Source organism: Thalassospira lucentensis (assembly GCF_032921865.1).
Classification (GTDB): Bacteria; Pseudomonadota; Alphaproteobacteria; order Rhodospirillales; family Thalassospiraceae; genus Thalassospira; species Thalassospira lucentensis_A.
Genome location: NZ_CP136684.1, coordinates 4,451,596 through 4,467,183 on the forward strand (window position 1 = coordinate 4,451,596; position 15,588 = coordinate 4,467,183).

The following is a 15,588-nucleotide window of genomic DNA, read 5'->3' on the forward strand; positions in this document are numbered from 1 at the left end:
ATAACGACTTTATTCCACCGTAACCGACTTGGCGAGGTTACGCGGCTGATCGACATCCGTCCCCTTGTGAACAGCCACATGATAGGCCAGCATCTGTACCGGAATCGTATAAAGGATTGGCGCAACGAAATCGGCAACCTTTGGCAGTTCAACCGTGGCGGATGCCATATCACCAAGCTTCGCAAGCCCCTCTGCATCGGAAAGGAAAATCACCCGCCCGCCACGTGCAGCCGCTTCCTGCATGTTCGATGCAGTTTTTTCAAACAGCTCGTCGGACGGCGCAATCACGATGATCGGTACCGATTGATCGATCAGGGCAATCGGGCCATGCTTCATCTCGCCTGCAGCATATCCTTCGGCGTGGATATAGGAAATTTCCTTAAGCTTGAGCGCCCCTTCCATCGCAATCGGATAGCCAAGACCACGCCCCAGATAAAGCACATCGCGTGCATCTGCGATATTGATCGCAAGCTCGCGGATCTCATTGTCATGATGAAGAACTTCCGCCGCATGTTTTGGCACTTCGGTCAACGCATTGACAATGGCGGCCTCTTCGTCCTTGGCAAGCGTGCCGTTATCACGTCCGATCGTCACCGCAAGGCAGGCGAGAACGGTTAACTGCGTCGTGAATGCCTTGGTCGAAGCCACCCCGATTTCCGGACCGGCATAGGTCAGCAAGACCACATCGCTTTCGCGTGCAATCGTACTTTCCGCCACATTGACAATGGAAACGATCTTCTGCCCCTTGGACTTGGCATAACGAAGGGCCGCCAGGGTATCAAGCGTCTCGCCAGACTGCGAAAGGAATAGCGCAACGCCCCCTTTGGGAAGCGGCGGGCAGCGATAGCGGAATTCAGACGCAATATCGATATCAACGCCCAGTCCGGCGTAACGTTCGATCCAGTGCTTTGCCACCATACCGGCATAGTAGGACGTGCCACACGCGACAATCGTCAACCGGCTGACATCATTAAACGAAAACGGCATATCAGGCAGTTTGATCGTGCGCGTCGCCGGATTGATGAAGGCATGGAGCGTATCGCCAATTACCGCAGGCTGTTCAAAAATTTCCTTCTGCATAAAATGGTTATAGTTACCCTTGCCCATCATGGCCCCGGAAACAGCCGACAGCTTGGTTTCGCGGGTAACGTCATTGTCATGCTCGTCACGGACCTGAACGCCATCGCGGGTCACTTCGACCCAATCACCTTCTTCAAGGTAAATCAGCTTGTTCGTCAGGTGCGACAGTGCCATGGCGTCCGATCCAAGATACATCTCGCCCTCGCCCAGACCAACCGCAAGCGGCGTACCACGGCGCGCACCGAAAATCACGTCATGCTGCCCGGCAATCATGATCACCAGTGCAAAGGCACCCTCGATGCGATGCAAGGTGGCGGCAACCGCATCACGCGGCGATTTGCCCTGATCAAGGAATTCAGACACAAGATGAACGATAACCTCGGTATCGGTATCCGTGGCAAAAACCCGGCCCTTGCTGGAAAGCTCCGCCTTGATTTCCTGATAATTTTCGATGATGCCGTTATGCACCACTGCGACCTTGCCGTCAGTGTGCGGATGGGCATTGTTTTCAGTCGGCACACCATGCGTTGCCCAACGGGTGTGACCAATCCCGACATCGCCCGACAACGGTTGTTCAACAAGACGGTTGGCAAGATTGATCAGCTTGCCCTCGGCACGGCGACGGTCGATATGACCATTCACAAGCGTTGCAATCCCGGCACTGTCATAGCCACGATATTCAAGCCGCTTGAGCCCCTCAAGAATACGGTCGCTGACGCTGTTCTTGCCGATAATGCCGATAATGCCGCACATATTACTGTCTTCCCCGTCGAAATTTTGCCCGTCGCGCGCAAATGCGGCGCGTCAATTACCGTTACTTGCCCAGAAGGGCCTTCATCTTTTCGCGAAATAGCTTGGCCCACCCCGGCTTATCAAGCCTTTGCGCACGCTCAATCACCAGAGCATCGGCCTCGACCGTGCCAGTAATCGTGCTGCCCGCACCAATAATGGCACCCTCGCCTATCGTTACAGGGGCAACCAATGCCGAATTGGAGCCGATAAATGCACCAGCCCCGATATCGGTATGCTGTTTGCGGTATCCGTCGTAATTGCACGTGATGGTCCCGGCCCCGATATTGGCCTTTGCCCCGACCCGGGCATCACCGATATAGCTCAGGTGATTGACCTTCGCCCCATCTTCAACAACAGCCTTTTTGATCTCGACAAAGTTGCCAACCCGGGCACCGGCACCAATTTCCGCCCCCGGCCGCAACCGGGCATAGGGACCGATATCGGCCTTATCACCCACGACACAGCTTTCAAGATGGCTAAAGGCCTTGATCGTCACGTCATCGCCAACCGTAACACCCGGTCCAAAAACCACATTTGGTTCGATAATCACATCACGGCCCAGTTTGGTGTCGCACGCCAGATAAACCGATCCCGGATCAATCAGCGTCGCACCATTGGCCATCGCCGCCTCCCGCAAGCGTTCCTGCATCAGCGCCTCGGCCACGGCAAGCTGGCTTCTGGAATTCACACCAAGTGTTTCTTCCTCGGCGACCTCGACGGCAACGCAACTGTTTCCGTTGGCACGCGCCACCTCGACTGCGTCGGTCAGGTAATATTCGCCCTTGGCATTGGCATTTCCAATTGCTTCAAGGGTTTCAATCATGCTTTCCGCCCTAAAGCACATCACACCGGAATTGCAAAAATTGATCGCACGTTGCGTTTCGTCACATTCCTTGTCTTCAACAATCGCCAGCAACTCGCCATTTCCCGGGTCGGTCACAAGGCGCCCGTAGCCCGTTGGATCTTCCGGGCGAAAGCCCAGAACCGCAACCGCGTGATCGCCATCCTCACGCGCGGCAACAAGGCGCGACAAGGTTTCGGCGGTAAAAAGCGGGCTATCGGCATAAAGCACAAGCACATTGCCCATAAGGCCACGAAGGGCCTCTTTGGCGGCAAGCACCGCATGCGCGGTTCCAAGCCGATCCGTTTGTTCGAATGTCGGATGCGGGGAAACGGCTTCAATCAGCTTGGGCATATCGGGGCCGACAACAACCATGGTTTTGGTTGCATTCAGGTTTGCCGCCGTATCAATTACATGATTGACCATCGGCTTGCCTGCAACCTTGTGCATGACCTTCGGAAGCGCACTTTTCATTCGCGTTCCCATACCCGCAGCCAGAACCACCACACTTAATTCACGCGACATGCTTTAACCCTTTAGTGCCATGCGTTGCACGGCGTCCCCTTTTGTTTCGATCCGACCACAATATGCTCGTCCAAACCTGCCACAACCGATTTGAAGCAACTCCTAACCTATAATCCCCAAAGGCAAAAGCCCCGAAAGAATCACGTTTTGTTACTTCGTGTTAGCAGATGTTACCGTTTGTTAATGGCACCATTTCGGTTAAGGTCCGATAAACTGGTATTCGTTTTCAAAGGCAGCATCGCAAAATGGCAAAATTCATCCTGTTCGATCTTGACGGCACCCTGATTGACGGGGTGGATGATCTGCTGTTTGCGATGAACGAAACCCTTGCCGCCCACGACCTTGCGCCACTCGCCCGTCCCGAGCTCGAAGCCATGCTGGGCGATGGCACCAAAATGCTGACCAAACGCGCGTTTGATGCGCGTGGGCTCACGATTGATGGTCAACAACTTGATGACTACGAAGCCGATTTCACCACGCGTTATATCAGCACCGACTATGCCCATACCCGGCTGTTTGAAAATGCCGAAGCAACCCTTCGCAATCTGGCGTCCGATGGCTGGATCATCGGTCTGGCATCAAACAAGCCCACAGCCCCCTGCAAACGCATTCTTGAAAGGCTGGGTGTGTCCGATCTGTTTGCCGTGATTGCGGGGGGTGATGCAACGGACGTTAAAAAGCCCGATGGCGGCCATTTGACATTCGCCCTTGATCAAGCCGGATATGATCGGGCACGGGGTGATATTGCCATCATGGTTGGCGATCACGCCAATGATGTGAATGCCGCGCGCGATTTTGGCATTCCGGCCATTGCGGTTGCCTTTGAAGTCGATGATACACATGCAAAAAATCTGGGCGCGGACGGGGTTGTTACTGCATTTGAAACTCTGCCGGACGTGATCGGAAAAATCGTCAAACAGGCTGCTTGACACCCCCGGATCACCTCCTTATAACCCCGCGCTACCGACGGAAAACAAGCCACCCAACCGGGCCGCGATTTCCGAATTCGGGCGTATAGCTCAGTTGGTTAGAGCGTTCCCTTCACACGGGAGAGGTCACAAGTTCGAATCTTGTTACGCCCACCATTTTCCCAAACAATCGATCCTTTCACATAATTGCCCGCGCAATCCACCCGCGGGGAAACTGACCGTCTTTATTATGTGTGAAGAACAAAAAACCGGTCAGCAGTTTCCTGCCGACCGGTCGGAGTGCGCAATCAACGCTATCGCGTCTTGCGGGAGATTTGATCTAGTGGCTGTCTTTCGGAATTTCCTTGCCACGATGACCGACGAGGAAGTCGAAATCGGCCCCCTTGTCCGCTCCAATAACGCTTTTGTAATACAGGTACGCATAGCCACTTTCGGGTACCGGCACCGTTGATTTCCAGTTATCAAGGCGCTTTTTAAGCTCCTCGTCACTGATATCGAGATGCAGTTTGCGGTTTGGCACATCCAGCTCGATCATGTCGCCATTCTGCACCACCGCCAACGGGCCACCAGCAGCAGCTTCGGGGGATGTATGAAGGACAACCGTGCCATAGGCCGTGCCGCTCATGCGGGCATCGGAAATACGCACCATGTCGGTAATGCCCTTGCGCAGTACTTTGGGCGGTAGCCCCATATTGCCGACTTCGGCCATCCCCGGATAGCCTTTCGGCCCGCAGTTTTTCAGGACCATGATGCAGTTTTCATCGATATCAAGGTTCTCGTCATAGATCTTGGCCTTGTAATCATCGATGTCTTCAAACACCACCGCACGACCGCGATGGGTCAGGAGCGCCGGTGTTGCCGCCGACGGTTTCAAAACCGCACCATTGGGCGCAAGGTTGCCTTTGACAACCGCGATGCCGCCGCTTTGGGTCAGGGCCTTTTCGAACGGGCGAATGACATCGTCATTCCAGTTCTGCACATCCTTGACCTGATCCCACATGGTGTCGCCCGAAACGGTCAGTGCATCATTATGCAGCTTGCCCGCCTCGCCCAGCGCCTTGATCACGACGGGCAAACCACCAGCATAGAAGAATTCCTCCATCAGGTATTTGCCCGATGGCTGCAGATTCACAATCGTCGGAATATCACGGCCCAGACGGTCCCAATCATCAAGTGTCAGGTCGATGCCAACACGCCCGGCAATGGCGAGCAAATGGATCACCGCATTGGTCGAACCGCCAATCGCACCATTGACCCGGATCGCGTTTTCAAACGCTTCCTTGGTCATGACGTCCGATGGTTTCAGATCATCCTTGACCATCTGCACGATCCGGCGGCCCGTCACATGCGCCATCACGCGGCGGCGGCTATCCACGGCTGGGATCGCGGCATTGCCCGAAAGCGCCATGCCCAATGCCTCGGCCATGCTGGCCATGGTGGATGCGGTGCCCATCGTGTTGCACGAACCGGGCGAACGCGACATGGCGATTTCGGCTTCAAGGAAATCCTCGGTGCTGATCTTGCCAGCCTTGCGGTCTTCGGAAAGCTGCCAAAGCGACGTGCCCGAACCGATATCCTGCCCGCGCCATTTACCGTTCAGCATCGGCCCGCCGGTAACCACGATCGCCGGGATATCAACGCTGGCAGCCCCCATCAGAAGTGCCGGGGTGGTTTTGTCACAGCCCACCATCAGAACCACACCGTCAAGCGGCGTTCCGCGCAGCGCTTCTTCAACATCCATGGCCGCAAGGTTGCGGAACATCATGGCGGTCGGGCGCAATGTGCTCTCACCCGCCGAGAAAACCGGGAATTCAAGCGGCAAGCCACCGGCTTCGTAAATGCCGTGCTTGACGCGCTCCGCCAGATCGCGCAAATGCGCGTTGCAGGGGGTCAATTGCGACCAGGTATTGCAAATCCCGATCACCGGACGACCGTCAAACAAATCGGACGGCAGGCCCTGATTCTTCATCCAGCTACGGTGATAGATATTGTCCTTGCTGGTTCCACCGAACCAGCCTTCCTGCGAGCGCAGGACACGCGGCCATGCCGCCGGTTTGAACTTCGTCATGCCCGTTCTCCTTTATGAGTTTTTATCGAGACGGGTCCGATCCCATATGGATGTGGCATTCCATATGGGGGACTTTGAACGGCACGGCTTTGCAATTACCTGACCCCAGACAATTGATCCTGACCGAACCGTGCCGTTCCTCGTCTGCATGTTGTTACGCTTTGTTCTTGTTATAAACGTCAAAGATCACGGCGGCGAGCAGCACCAGGCCCTTGATAACCTGCTGCCAGTCGATACCGACGCCGATGATCGACATACCGTTATTCATGACACCCATGATCAGCGCGCCAACCACGGCACCGATCACCTTGCCAACCCCGCCAGACATTGACGCACCACCGATAAACACGGCCGCAATCACATCAAGCTCGAACGCAAGACCGGCTTTCGGTGTTGCTGTGTTCAAGCGCGCGGCAAACACCAGCCCGGCGAGTGCGGCAAGCATGCCCATATTGGCAAAGGTCAGGAAGGTCAGGCGCTTGGTATTGATGCCCGAAAGCTTGGCCGCCTTTTCATTCCCGCCCAGCGCATAAATACGGCGCCCAAGAGTCGTGCTGTTGGTGATGAAGGTAAAGATCGCAATCAGAAGCGCCATCACGATCAGAACGTTCGGCAAACCGCGATAGGTCGACAGAAGATAGGTGACATAAAGGATCGCAAGACCCGCAATCGCATGTTTGGCGGCAAAGAATGCCATCGGCTCTTCGACTTCGGCAAACTTCGCCTGTTTGGCACGGGCCCGCAGACCAAGAACCGGCAGGATCACGGCAATCGCAACACCAAGAACCATCGAAAAGACGTTAAACCGGCCTTCAATCAAACCGGCAAAGAAGTCCGGAAGGAAGCCAGACGACATCCCCTGGAAGCTGTCCGGGAACGGCCCGACAGATGCCCCACCCAGAAGGGCTAGCGTCAGCCCCTTGAACACCAGCATGCCCGCAAGGGTCACGATAAAGGACGGAATACGCCAATAGGCCACCCAGTATCCCTGTGCGGCACCGATCACCGCACCGACGATCAGACAGGCCGGGATCACAATAACCGTCGGCAAGTCCCAATGGACAATCATCACCGCAGCAAGCGCGCCGATAAAGCCAACGACCGAGCCGACCGAAAGATCGATATGGCCACCGACAATCACCAGCAGCATGCCCACTGCCATGATGATGATATAGCTGTTCTGAAGGAACAGGTTGGTCAGGTTGACCGGTTTGAGCATCACGCCATCGGTCATCACCTGGAAGAAGGCCAGAATCGCGATCAGCGCGATCACCATGCCGTATTCGCGCATATGCGTGCGCAGGTAATAACCCATTGATTTGCTGCTAGAAGTATCCGTCATTGTCTGCTTCCTCACGCTTTCAGGATCATGCGCATGATTTTTTCCTGGCTGGCATCGTTTGCCGCCAGTTGCCCTTTGATCTCACCCTCGTTCATCACGTAGATGCGATCGCACATGCCCAGAAGCTCCGGCATTTCCGACGAGATCATGATGACCCCCTTACCGTCGGCTGCCAGCTGGTTGATAATCGTATAAATCTCGTATTTCGCACCCACATCGATACCACGCGTGGGCTCGTCCAGAATAAGGACCTCCGGCCCGGCAAACAGCCATTTCGCCAGAACGACTTTCTGCTGGTTACCACCCGAAAGATTGACCGCCTTTTGCGCGACATTCGGGGTGCGGATATTGATTTTGCTGCGGTATTCCTCGGCCACCTGACGTTCGGCGCCTTCATTGATGACACCGCGTTCGGCAACACCGTCAAGATTGGCGAGCGTAATATTGGTCGTGATGCTTTCTTCAAGCACCAGTCCCATTTCCTTGCGGTCCTCGGTCACATAGGCAAGACCCGACGCAATCGCCTTTTCGACGGTCGTTACATCCGCAAGCTTGCCATTGATCAGGACTTCGCCGCTGATATCCGCGCCATAGGCGCGGCCAAAGATGCTCATGGCAAGTTCGGTTCGCCCGGCCCCCATCAGACCGGCAATCCCGACAACCTCGCCCGCCGCAACATCGATATTGACGTTTTTGACAACCTTGCGTTCAGGATGCAGCGGATGGGTCACATTCCAGTTGCGGACTTCCATCAGCTTGGCCGTACCGATATTTGGCGTACGATCCGGATAGCGGTGCGCCATATCGCGCCCGACCATATCCTTTACGATATCGTCCTCGGTAATTTTGCCGCCGCGCGCATCTAGGGTCGAAATCGCCTTGCCATCGCGAATGATCGTGATGCGGTCCGCAACGCGATTGATCTCGTTCAGTTTGTGCGAAATCAGGATCGACGTAATGCCCTGCGCCTTGAATTCCAGCAACAGGTCCAAAAGCTTCTGGCTATCATTTTCCTGCAAACTTGCCGTGGGCTCGTCAAGGATCAGAAGCTTAACCTTTTTCGAAAGCGCCTTGGCAATTTCAACAAGCTGCTGCTTGCCGACACCGATATTCGTAATCAGTTCGCTGGGTGTTTCGCGAAGGCCGACCTTTTTCAAAAGCTCACCGGTGCGCGCAAAGGTCGCCGGCCAGTTGATCACACCATTTTCACAAATCTCGTTGCCCAGAAAGATGTTTTCGGCAATCGAAAGCAACGGCACAAGTGCCAGTTCCTGGTGAATGATGATGATGCCGCGCTCTTCGCTGTCGCGGATATCCTTGAATTCCTGCACATCCCCGTCATAAAGGATGTCACCTTCATAGCTACCGATCGGGTAAACGCCACTCAGTACCTTCATCAGGGTCGATTTACCGGCCCCGTTTTCGCCGCAAAGGGCGTGGATTTCGCCACGTTCCACCTTCAGGCTGACATCGTCCAGCGCCTTCACCCCCGGAAAGGTTTTGGTGATGTTGCGCATTTCCAGGATGGTATCCATCCGGTCCTCCCACTGCCGATGCTATTACAACGGCCATATTCTCGGTCGCAGTCTTGTTTACCTGCAACTGTCCATTTTCGGCAGCACAGGAAAAAGGCGGGCCAGCATTCAAGAGCGAGCCCGCCCTTTGTCACGTTCAGCTCAGCAAATTACTGAACCTGATCCTTTTCGTAGTAGCCCGAACCGACCAGGATTTCTTCCCAGTTGGATTTGTCGACCATGACCGGTTCCAGCAGATAGGACGGCACAACCTTGACACCGTTGTCATAGGTTTTGGTGTCATTGATGGTCGGTTCTTTACCGGCAAGAACGGCATCAACCATCGAAACGGTGACACGTGCAAGTTCACGGGTATCCTTGAAGATTGTGGAATACTGTTCACCGGCAAGGATCGACTTGACCGACGGCAGTTCCGCATCCTGACCGGTTACAACCGGCATTTTCATGTCGCCAGAACCATAACCAACGCCCTTAAGCGACGACAGGATACCGATCGAAAGACCGTCATAGGGCGACAGGACACCATCAACCTGATCGTCAGTGTAATAAGCCGACAGCAGGTTATCCATACGGGCCTGTGCAACCGCACCGTCCCAGCGAAGGGTACCGACCTTGTCCATGCCCATCTGGCCGGATTTGATCACAACCGTGCCCTCATCGATCAACGGCTGCAGAACCGACATTGCGCCGTTATAGAAGAAGTAAGCGTTGTTATCGTCCGGCGATCCACCGAACAGTTCAACGTTGAACGGCGGTTCGCCCTGCGCCAGAAGACCGTCAACAAGCGAGGTTGCCTGCTGCACGCCGACCTGGAAGTTATCAAAGGTCGAATAATAATCGACATTGGCACTTTCGCGGATCAGGCGGTCATAGGCGAAAACCTTGATCCCGGCAGCCTTGGCATTTTCAAGTGCATTCGAAAGCGTGGTGCCGTCGATTGCAGCAATCACAAGGACATCGACGCCCTTGACGATCATGTTTTCAATCTGGGAAAGCTGGTTGGGAATATCGTCTTCTGCATATTGCAGATCGGTTTTGTAACCGGCGTCTTCAAACTGCTTAACCATGGACTCGCCGTCCGAAATCCAGCGTGCCGAGGATTTGGTGGGCATCGCGATCCCGACATATCCTTTTTCATCGGCATGTGCATAACTGCCAGAAATCATCGGGCTCATCATTGCGGCCGCGCCAAAGGCGACCCCTGCCATTACGGCACTGAGACGTTTCATATCTTTCCTCCCTAAAAGACACGGCCTTTACAGCCTTTTGCCCGACTTTCCAGGCAAAGCTGCCTGTATGCGCCGCGTCTTTGTTTTTCGCTTGGTGATGCATCCCGTTTTCCCGCGGGATGCGGCGCCATTATTCCGAGGCCAGACATAACAATCAAATAAGGAATTTCGAAACTTGCATATCAAAAATGATATATTAAACTTGCCCGGCAAGGAGAATCATCATGACCGACCCCGCCAAGACGCTGCCGCTCAGTTCCGCAAAATCCCTGCTGTTTCGATCCGGCAATCTGTTTCAACGTGGCCTGAAGCTTAGCCATCTGCGCATGATCGTCGCGATGGAGGAAACCGGGCAGATCAGCCAGGCCGCAGACATGTTGCAAACATCGCAGCCCGCGGCATCGCGTCTGTTGTCGGAAATGGAAACCATTCTTGAAGCCCGACTGTGCGTGCGCGGATCACGCGGTATTGAAATGACCAATGCCGGTCGAGCCCTTGCCCGACGTGCGCGCAGCATGCTGATTGAAATCCGCGAGGCCGAACGCGAGATCGAGGATATCAAACATGGCGGCGGCACGGTTTTTATCGGTGCGGTGACCGCCGCGGCAGTCGATCTGGTCGTGCCCGCGATCCGAACCGTACAGTCGATCAATGCCCTGCTTGAAGCCCATGTTTCGGTCGGGCCATCGCATTTGCTGATCAAGGATCTGCTGGCGGGCGATCATGATTTTGTCATTGGCCGCGTGCCCGAGGACATGGACCCGCGCCAGTTCAATATCCGCGAAATCCGAAGCGAGAAAATCCGTCTGATGGTCCGCGCCGGGCACCCATTGCTTGCCGAAAACAAAGCGGTATCCCTTGCCCGTCTTGCCAAGTTCGAATGGATTTTACCGCCACCGGGCAACCTGATGCGCCGTACGATCGAAGATGTCTTCATCTCACGCCATTTGCCTTTGCCGCATTCCAGCCTGAATTCCGCGTCACTTCTGGTCACCCTTTCCACCCTGTCGGGCACGGATGCCATTGCGCCAATGGCCGAAGAAGTCACATCGCTTCTGAGTATCGGGGGCATGATTGCCGAACTGCCATTTGACGATGCGATTGAAATCAAGCCCTACAGCCTGATTACCGCGCGCGGGCATCGTCTGTCGCCATCGGCACAACTTGTTTCGGATCATATTCTGGCCCGTATCGAAAAGCCCGCTCCATAATTTTGTGCCGCTGTCCCGGCCCCTACCAAATGCGAGTGGCGCAATGGCATATGTTTCGCATAAGATTTTGACACAAATACAGAACATTTCACCGGACACGTAATGCGACCTGTAACACTTGCAGTTTTGACAGTTTTGACAGTTTTGACAACCGGACTGGCTCATTTTCCCGCCACAGGCTTTGCGCAGGAAAATGCTGCCGAGATGCCGGTGGCCGATCCCTACGTCCTGTTTGACCTGCGCGACGATTTTGTCTGGAACCTGACGCATTACCAGATCCTCAACCCCGACGAGGATGTTGTAAGAACCCTGATCGCCGAAGCCGATCAGGGTCAGATGATTTTTGACATGGTCCTGCGTGATACAGTCCCGCCCTATTGCGAATTGCGGTTTGATCCGACGATTTGTGATGATCGTGGCACCCCGGTCGACTGGTATAGCGACCTTCCACAGACGATCTGCATGGATATTCCGGCCAATGTTACCTTTGACCATGCCGACCGGTTAAAGGGGGCAAAGTACCTGTGTCTTGAACCACGTGAACGACTTCTGTTGCCCGAAAGCTGGCAAAGCAGACAATCGGGTGCGCAAACCTATCTGTCGCAGCGGATCGAACCTGGGGCTGTTACGGTCCGCGACGATATCGCCACCATCGATATCCTTGTCCTTGATGCCATAAACACCCCGCTTTCGACATTGACACCCGAAGGATATGGTGACGCCAAAACTGGCATGACCGAGGATGAAGTTCGTGCTGCCATGATCGAACCGATGACATCAACCCGCGAAGGGACCGAGGATGCCGAATGCTATCACCTGCAATCGGCTGGCGGCCCGACGGGGCTTGGCTTTATGATGGTCGATAGCAAACTGGCCCGCATTTCGGTCTATGCCGACGAATATGACATCGCCACCAGCCTGATCCGAACTGGCCGCGCCATTCAGGTCGGCGATACCATTGATGACGTGCGCGCCGCCTATGGCGATGGCCTGATCGAGGAAGAACACGAATATGACGGCCCCGATGGCCGTTATCTGACATGGTGGGCAAATGATGCCAAAACATCGGGCATCCGCTTTGAAACCGGGCGGGACGGCACCGTAACCGCCATCCATGCGGGGACCGGCTCTATCGCCCGCTCCGAAAGCTGCTACTAGGCGTCCATCTCTGTATTGACAGCCTTTCGCCAGCGGATTAATGCCCTGCGTCTCCCTGCCTTGCGGGCGTCCTGCCCCAAAGGCCCAAACAATCATTTTTACGCCATCAGCTTGCCGCAAAGCGCTTTCATATCGTGCGCCTTGTGCAGGAAATACGAATGCAATCGCCTTATCCATCCAATCTTGTTGTTATCACCGGCGGGCCCGGTGCCGGCAAAACCACATTGATCAATTATCTTCACGAACGCGGCTATGAAATCAGCCGCGAAGTCGCGCGTGCCGTGATCGAGGAACAGCAGGAACGCGGCGGCAATGCCCTGCCCTGGGGCGATAACGAAGCCTATGCCGGGTTAATGACGCGCGGTTCGATCCGAGCCTGGCAACATGGCATGGGTCAGGACCCGCAAACGGTTTTCTTTGATCGCGGCCTGCCCGATACGCTCGCCCACCGGGAACTTTCCGGCCTACCCGATGATCCCGGGCTAAAACGCGCCATTGAAACCTATCGCTATCGCAGAACGGTTTTCATCCTGCCGCCATGGTCGGAAATCTACAAAAACGACAATGCGCGAACACAAAGCTTCTCTGAGGCCGTCAGAACATATGTCGTTCTGTATCGCACCTATCTGCAATGCGGTTATGAGCCGGTTGAAATCCGTAAAGGTCCCGTCGAACAACGCGCCGCCCAGATTCTTGCCCGCCTGAAACTTTAATCCGCCTTAGACAAGTCAAAAGAACACGCCTATGCCCCGACGGTCCGTCCCTCACAAGATCATGACTTCGCTCCTCGTTACTCTCCTATCGCCATTCGCCCCTATCGCTGCCAACGCCACCTGCTATGACTGGCCGCTTCGTGAACGTCAGGGCGAATATGCCTATGACGGCGACACCATCTATGTGAATATCCCCGGCCTTCCCGGCGAAATTGCCGAAATGTCGGTACGTGTGCGTGGGGTGGATACGCCCGAAATCCGTGGCAAATGCGAAACCGAAAAATCCCTTGCCGGCAAAGCCCGCGATTTCGCGCGTCAAAGCCTGAGATCGGCCAAACGCGTTGAATTCTGCGAACCTGAATGGGGGCGTTATGGTGGGCGTGTCGTTGCATCGGTGCGCATTGACGGCAAGGCACTTGATCAGGAACTGATCAATCAGGGTTTCGCCCGCCCTTATGACGGCAAAACAAAGCGCCAGCCGTGGTGCCAAGGGTGAACAAGCCACCAAAATCCATAACTTTGCCGTGAAGGCACTGGACATTGCGGCCAATCCGACCATCTTCGGAAGCATGACCAAATCACGCCTGCCGGAGTAACCATGACGAAATACACCAAGAACCCGGACGCAATCAAAGCCCTTGACGCCAACCAGTATCACATCACGCAAAACAGCGGCACCGAACCACCGTTTCGCAATGAATTCTGGGATCACAAGGAAGATGGGCTTTATGTCGATATCGTCTCGGGCGAGCCATTATTCACATCCCGCGACAAGTTTGATTCCGGCTGCGGCTGGCCAAGCTTCACCCGCCCGGTCGAAACCGATCATGTCGTCGCCCGCGAAGACAATACGCACGGCATGCGTCGGATTGAAGTCCGCTCCAAACATGGCGACAGCCATCTGGGCCATGTCTTCCCCGACGGCCCCAAAGAAGCCGGTGGCCTGCGTTACTGCATCAATTCCGCATCGCTTCGCTTTATCCCGGTCAGTAACCTTGAGGCCGAGGGATACGGAGACTACAAACCGCTTTTCGATTAAAACGACAAAGACCGGCAAATTGCCGGTCTTTTTCTTTACGGGCCTAAAAATCCCCCGGTGCGCATTGCAGACAGGTCAGCCCCATATCGCGCCATTTATCCACCACCCGCTTGCGATCATCGACCACCAGCCATGGGTTAAAACCATCCGCCCGGATTTGTGCCAGAAGGTCTTCCTTGACTTCCTCGTCCGTGCGGTGATCGGCATCTTCTGGGCGCAGATACATGCCGTCAAACGGAATGCCATGCGCACGAAGCCATGCTTCGGAGCGGTGCTGCCACCCAGCCGGGCGGCCCGAACAGATCACAATCGCCTGCCCGGATTGATGCAAAACCCGCAAAAGCCGTTCGATATCTGCAATCGGGGCGGCCCTGTCCATTTCATCGAAAAACGCATCCCAGTGCTTTTCCACCCCATGCACCAGATGCCCCAATTCATCAGCATCGAAATGGGCCAATGTGCCATCCATATCAAACACCACCGCATCACGAACGGACGATATGTTTACCCCTGAAGTACTGGTTGTGGGTTGGCTCACGCGGAAATCTCCCTGATCAAATCTTCGGTCAAATTTTCATATCCCCATCCCATTGCCGTCGGACGAAACAGGATCGGTGTTGCATTGGCAATGCGCGGGCCTTCGGCATCAAAACCGGTCATATAAAGAATGCAGCGCCCGACACCCGAATGGGCTACCACCACGGTCAGGCGATCACTGACCTCGGCCAGCGCGGTCTGCATGGCAAACGACACGCGCTGGCACATGGCATCAAATCCCTCGCCATTGGGCGGGGTATCGAACCGCGAACACACTTCGGAAATCGGGCGCCCTTCAAGGTCACCCCAATGGCGCTCGCGCAACCCGTCAAGAATGTGCAATTCATAATCGGGCAAAACCAGTTCGGCTGTTTTGCGCGCCCTGTCCTGCGGGCTGACATAGACCGCCTGCCATTTTCCCATCGCCATCAATGGTGCAATCGCACGCGCCTGTTCGCGGCCCGCATTGTTCAATGGCGGCTCGCTTGACCCGGCGATGATTTCGGCCTTGTTGGCATCGGTTTCCCCGTGCCGGATAAACACAAACGGCACTTTCGGAAAATCGAACGTCTTTGCAGGATAAATCATG

General features: G+C 55.1%; 14 protein-coding genes and 1 tRNA gene. 7 read left to right on the plus strand and 8 right to left on the minus strand.

Annotated elements, in window-relative coordinates:
• Nucleotides 1–9: 9 nt before the first annotated feature.
• The gene (gene glmS / locus R1T41_RS21430) at nucleotides 10–1,833 is read right to left on the minus strand and encodes a glutamine--fructose-6-phosphate transaminase (isomerizing) (protein WP_317339150.1); all 1,824 of its coding nucleotides are present in this window, start codon (nucleotides 1,831–1,833) and stop codon (nucleotides 10–12) included.
• Nucleotides 1,834–1,894: 61 nt separating this feature from the next.
• Nucleotides 1,895–3,238, minus strand: a complete 1,344-nt coding sequence (gene glmU, locus R1T41_RS21435; protein ID WP_317339153.1) for a bifunctional UDP-N-acetylglucosamine diphosphorylase/glucosamine-1-phosphate N-acetyltransferase GlmU — start codon at nucleotides 3,236–3,238, stop codon at nucleotides 1,895–1,897.
• Between the two features lie 245 nt (nucleotides 3,239–3,483).
• On the opposite strand from glmU, the gene R1T41_RS21440 reads away from it, so the two are divergent.
• Nucleotides 3,484–4,167 (plus strand): HAD-IA family hydrolase, encoded by a 684-nt coding sequence (locus tag R1T41_RS21440; protein WP_317339156.1) that lies wholly within the window; start codon nucleotides 3,484–3,486, stop codon nucleotides 4,165–4,167.
• A gap of 79 nt (nucleotides 4,168–4,246) precedes the next feature.
• Nucleotides 4,247–4,323: transfer RNA gene (locus tag R1T41_RS21445), tRNA-Val, on the plus strand.
• Nucleotides 4,324–4,486: 163 nt separating this feature from the next.
• Here R1T41_RS21445 and araD read toward each other — a convergent pair.
• From araD to chvE, 4 genes are all read right to left on the minus strand, one after another.
• Nucleotides 4,487–6,235: an L-arabinonate dehydratase gene (gene araD / locus R1T41_RS21450; RefSeq protein ID WP_317339159.1), complete on the minus strand. Its 1,749-nt coding sequence runs from the start codon at nucleotides 6,233–6,235 to the stop codon at nucleotides 4,487–4,489.
• Between the two features lie 154 nt (nucleotides 6,236–6,389).
• Complete coding sequence (gene mmsB, locus R1T41_RS21455; protein ID WP_317339160.1) at nucleotides 6,390–7,577, minus strand: multiple monosaccharide ABC transporter permease; 1,188 nt, start codon at nucleotides 7,575–7,577, stop codon at nucleotides 6,390–6,392.
• Nucleotides 7,578–7,588: 11 nt separating this feature from the next.
• Nucleotides 7,589–9,112, minus strand: a complete 1,524-nt coding sequence (gene mmsA / locus R1T41_RS21460; protein WP_317339162.1) for a multiple monosaccharide ABC transporter ATP-binding protein — start codon at nucleotides 9,110–9,112, stop codon at nucleotides 7,589–7,591.
• A gap of 149 nt (nucleotides 9,113–9,261) precedes the next feature.
• Entirely contained in the window at nucleotides 9,262–10,341 is a 1,080-nt protein-coding gene (chvE, locus tag R1T41_RS21465) for a multiple monosaccharide ABC transporter substrate-binding protein (RefSeq protein WP_062952028.1), read from the minus strand.
• A 224-nt stretch (nucleotides 10,342–10,565) separates the two neighbouring features.
• On the opposite strand from chvE, the gene R1T41_RS21470 reads away from it, so the two are divergent.
• From R1T41_RS21470 to msrB, 5 genes are all read left to right on the plus strand, one after another.
• Nucleotides 10,566–11,552, plus strand: a complete 987-nt coding sequence (locus R1T41_RS21470) for a LysR family transcriptional regulator (RefSeq protein WP_317339163.1) — start codon at nucleotides 10,566–10,568, stop codon at nucleotides 11,550–11,552.
• Nucleotides 11,553–11,687: 135 nt separating this feature from the next.
• Nucleotides 11,688–12,710: a hypothetical protein gene (locus R1T41_RS21475; RefSeq protein ID WP_317339164.1), complete on the plus strand. Its 1,023-nt coding sequence runs from the start codon at nucleotides 11,688–11,690 to the stop codon at nucleotides 12,708–12,710.
• A gap of 158 nt (nucleotides 12,711–12,868) precedes the next feature.
• Nucleotides 12,869–13,423, plus strand: coding sequence for an AAA family ATPase (locus R1T41_RS21480; RefSeq protein WP_062952025.1), 555 nt, complete (start codon nucleotides 12,869–12,871; stop codon nucleotides 13,421–13,423).
• A gap of 61 nt (nucleotides 13,424–13,484) precedes the next feature.
• A complete protein-coding gene (locus tag R1T41_RS21485; RefSeq protein ID WP_317339166.1) occupies nucleotides 13,485–13,919 on the plus strand; it encodes a thermonuclease family protein in 435 nt (144 codons plus the stop codon).
• Nucleotides 13,920–14,021: 102 nt separating this feature from the next.
• The gene (gene msrB, locus R1T41_RS21490; protein ID WP_297014355.1) at nucleotides 14,022–14,462 is read left to right on the plus strand and encodes a peptide-methionine (R)-S-oxide reductase MsrB; all 441 of its coding nucleotides are present in this window, start codon (nucleotides 14,022–14,024) and stop codon (nucleotides 14,460–14,462) included.
• A 43-nt stretch (nucleotides 14,463–14,505) separates the two neighbouring features.
• Here the strand turns inward: msrB and R1T41_RS21495 are convergent, their stop codons facing one another.
• Nucleotides 14,506–15,000 (minus strand): HAD family hydrolase, encoded by a 495-nt coding sequence (locus tag R1T41_RS21495; RefSeq protein WP_317339169.1) that lies wholly within the window; start codon nucleotides 14,998–15,000, stop codon nucleotides 14,506–14,508.
• On the minus strand, nucleotides 14,997–15,587 hold the full coding sequence (locus tag R1T41_RS21500) for a histidine phosphatase family protein (protein WP_297014353.1): 591 nt from the start codon (nucleotides 15,585–15,587) through the stop codon (nucleotides 14,997–14,999). Before R1T41_RS21500 ends, R1T41_RS21495 begins: the two co-directional genes overlap by 4 nt.
• Between the last annotated feature and the right edge of the window lies 1 nt (nucleotide 15,588).

Excerpts from the sequence above, each read along its gene's own strand:
- glmS (WP_317339150.1), bottom strand. The coding sequence starts at position 1,833 with ATGTGCGGCATTATCGGCATTATCGGCAAGAACAGCGTCAGCGACCGT.
- glmU (WP_317339153.1), bottom strand. The coding sequence starts at position 3,238 with ATGTCGCGTGAATTAAGTGTGGTGGTTCTGGCTGCGGGTATGGGAACG.
- R1T41_RS21440 (WP_317339156.1), top strand. The coding sequence starts at position 3,484 with ATGGCAAAATTCATCCTGTTCGATCTTGACGGCACCCTGATTGACGGG.
- araD (WP_317339159.1), bottom strand. The coding sequence starts at position 6,235 with ATGACGAAGTTCAAACCGGCGGCATGGCCGCGTGTCCTGCGCTCGCAG.
- mmsB (WP_317339160.1), bottom strand. The coding sequence starts at position 7,577 with ATGACGGATACTTCTAGCAGCAAATCAATGGGTTATTACCTGCGCACG.
- mmsA (WP_317339162.1), bottom strand. The coding sequence starts at position 9,112 with ATGGATACCATCCTGGAAATGCGCAACATCACCAAAACCTTTCCGGGG.
- chvE (WP_062952028.1), bottom strand. The coding sequence starts at position 10,341 with ATGAAACGTCTCAGTGCCGTAATGGCAGGGGTCGCCTTTGGCGCGGCC.
- R1T41_RS21470 (WP_317339163.1), top strand. The coding sequence starts at position 10,566 with ATGACCGACCCCGCCAAGACGCTGCCGCTCAGTTCCGCAAAATCCCTG.
- R1T41_RS21480 (WP_062952025.1), top strand. The coding sequence starts at position 12,869 with ATGCAATCGCCTTATCCATCCAATCTTGTTGTTATCACCGGCGGGCCC.
- R1T41_RS21485 (WP_317339166.1), top strand. The coding sequence starts at position 13,485 with ATGACTTCGCTCCTCGTTACTCTCCTATCGCCATTCGCCCCTATCGCT.
- msrB (WP_297014355.1), top strand. The coding sequence starts at position 14,022 with ATGACGAAATACACCAAGAACCCGGACGCAATCAAAGCCCTTGACGCC.
- R1T41_RS21500 (WP_297014353.1), bottom strand. The coding sequence starts at position 15,587 with ATGATTTATCCTGCAAAGACGTTCGATTTTCCGAAAGTGCCGTTTGTG.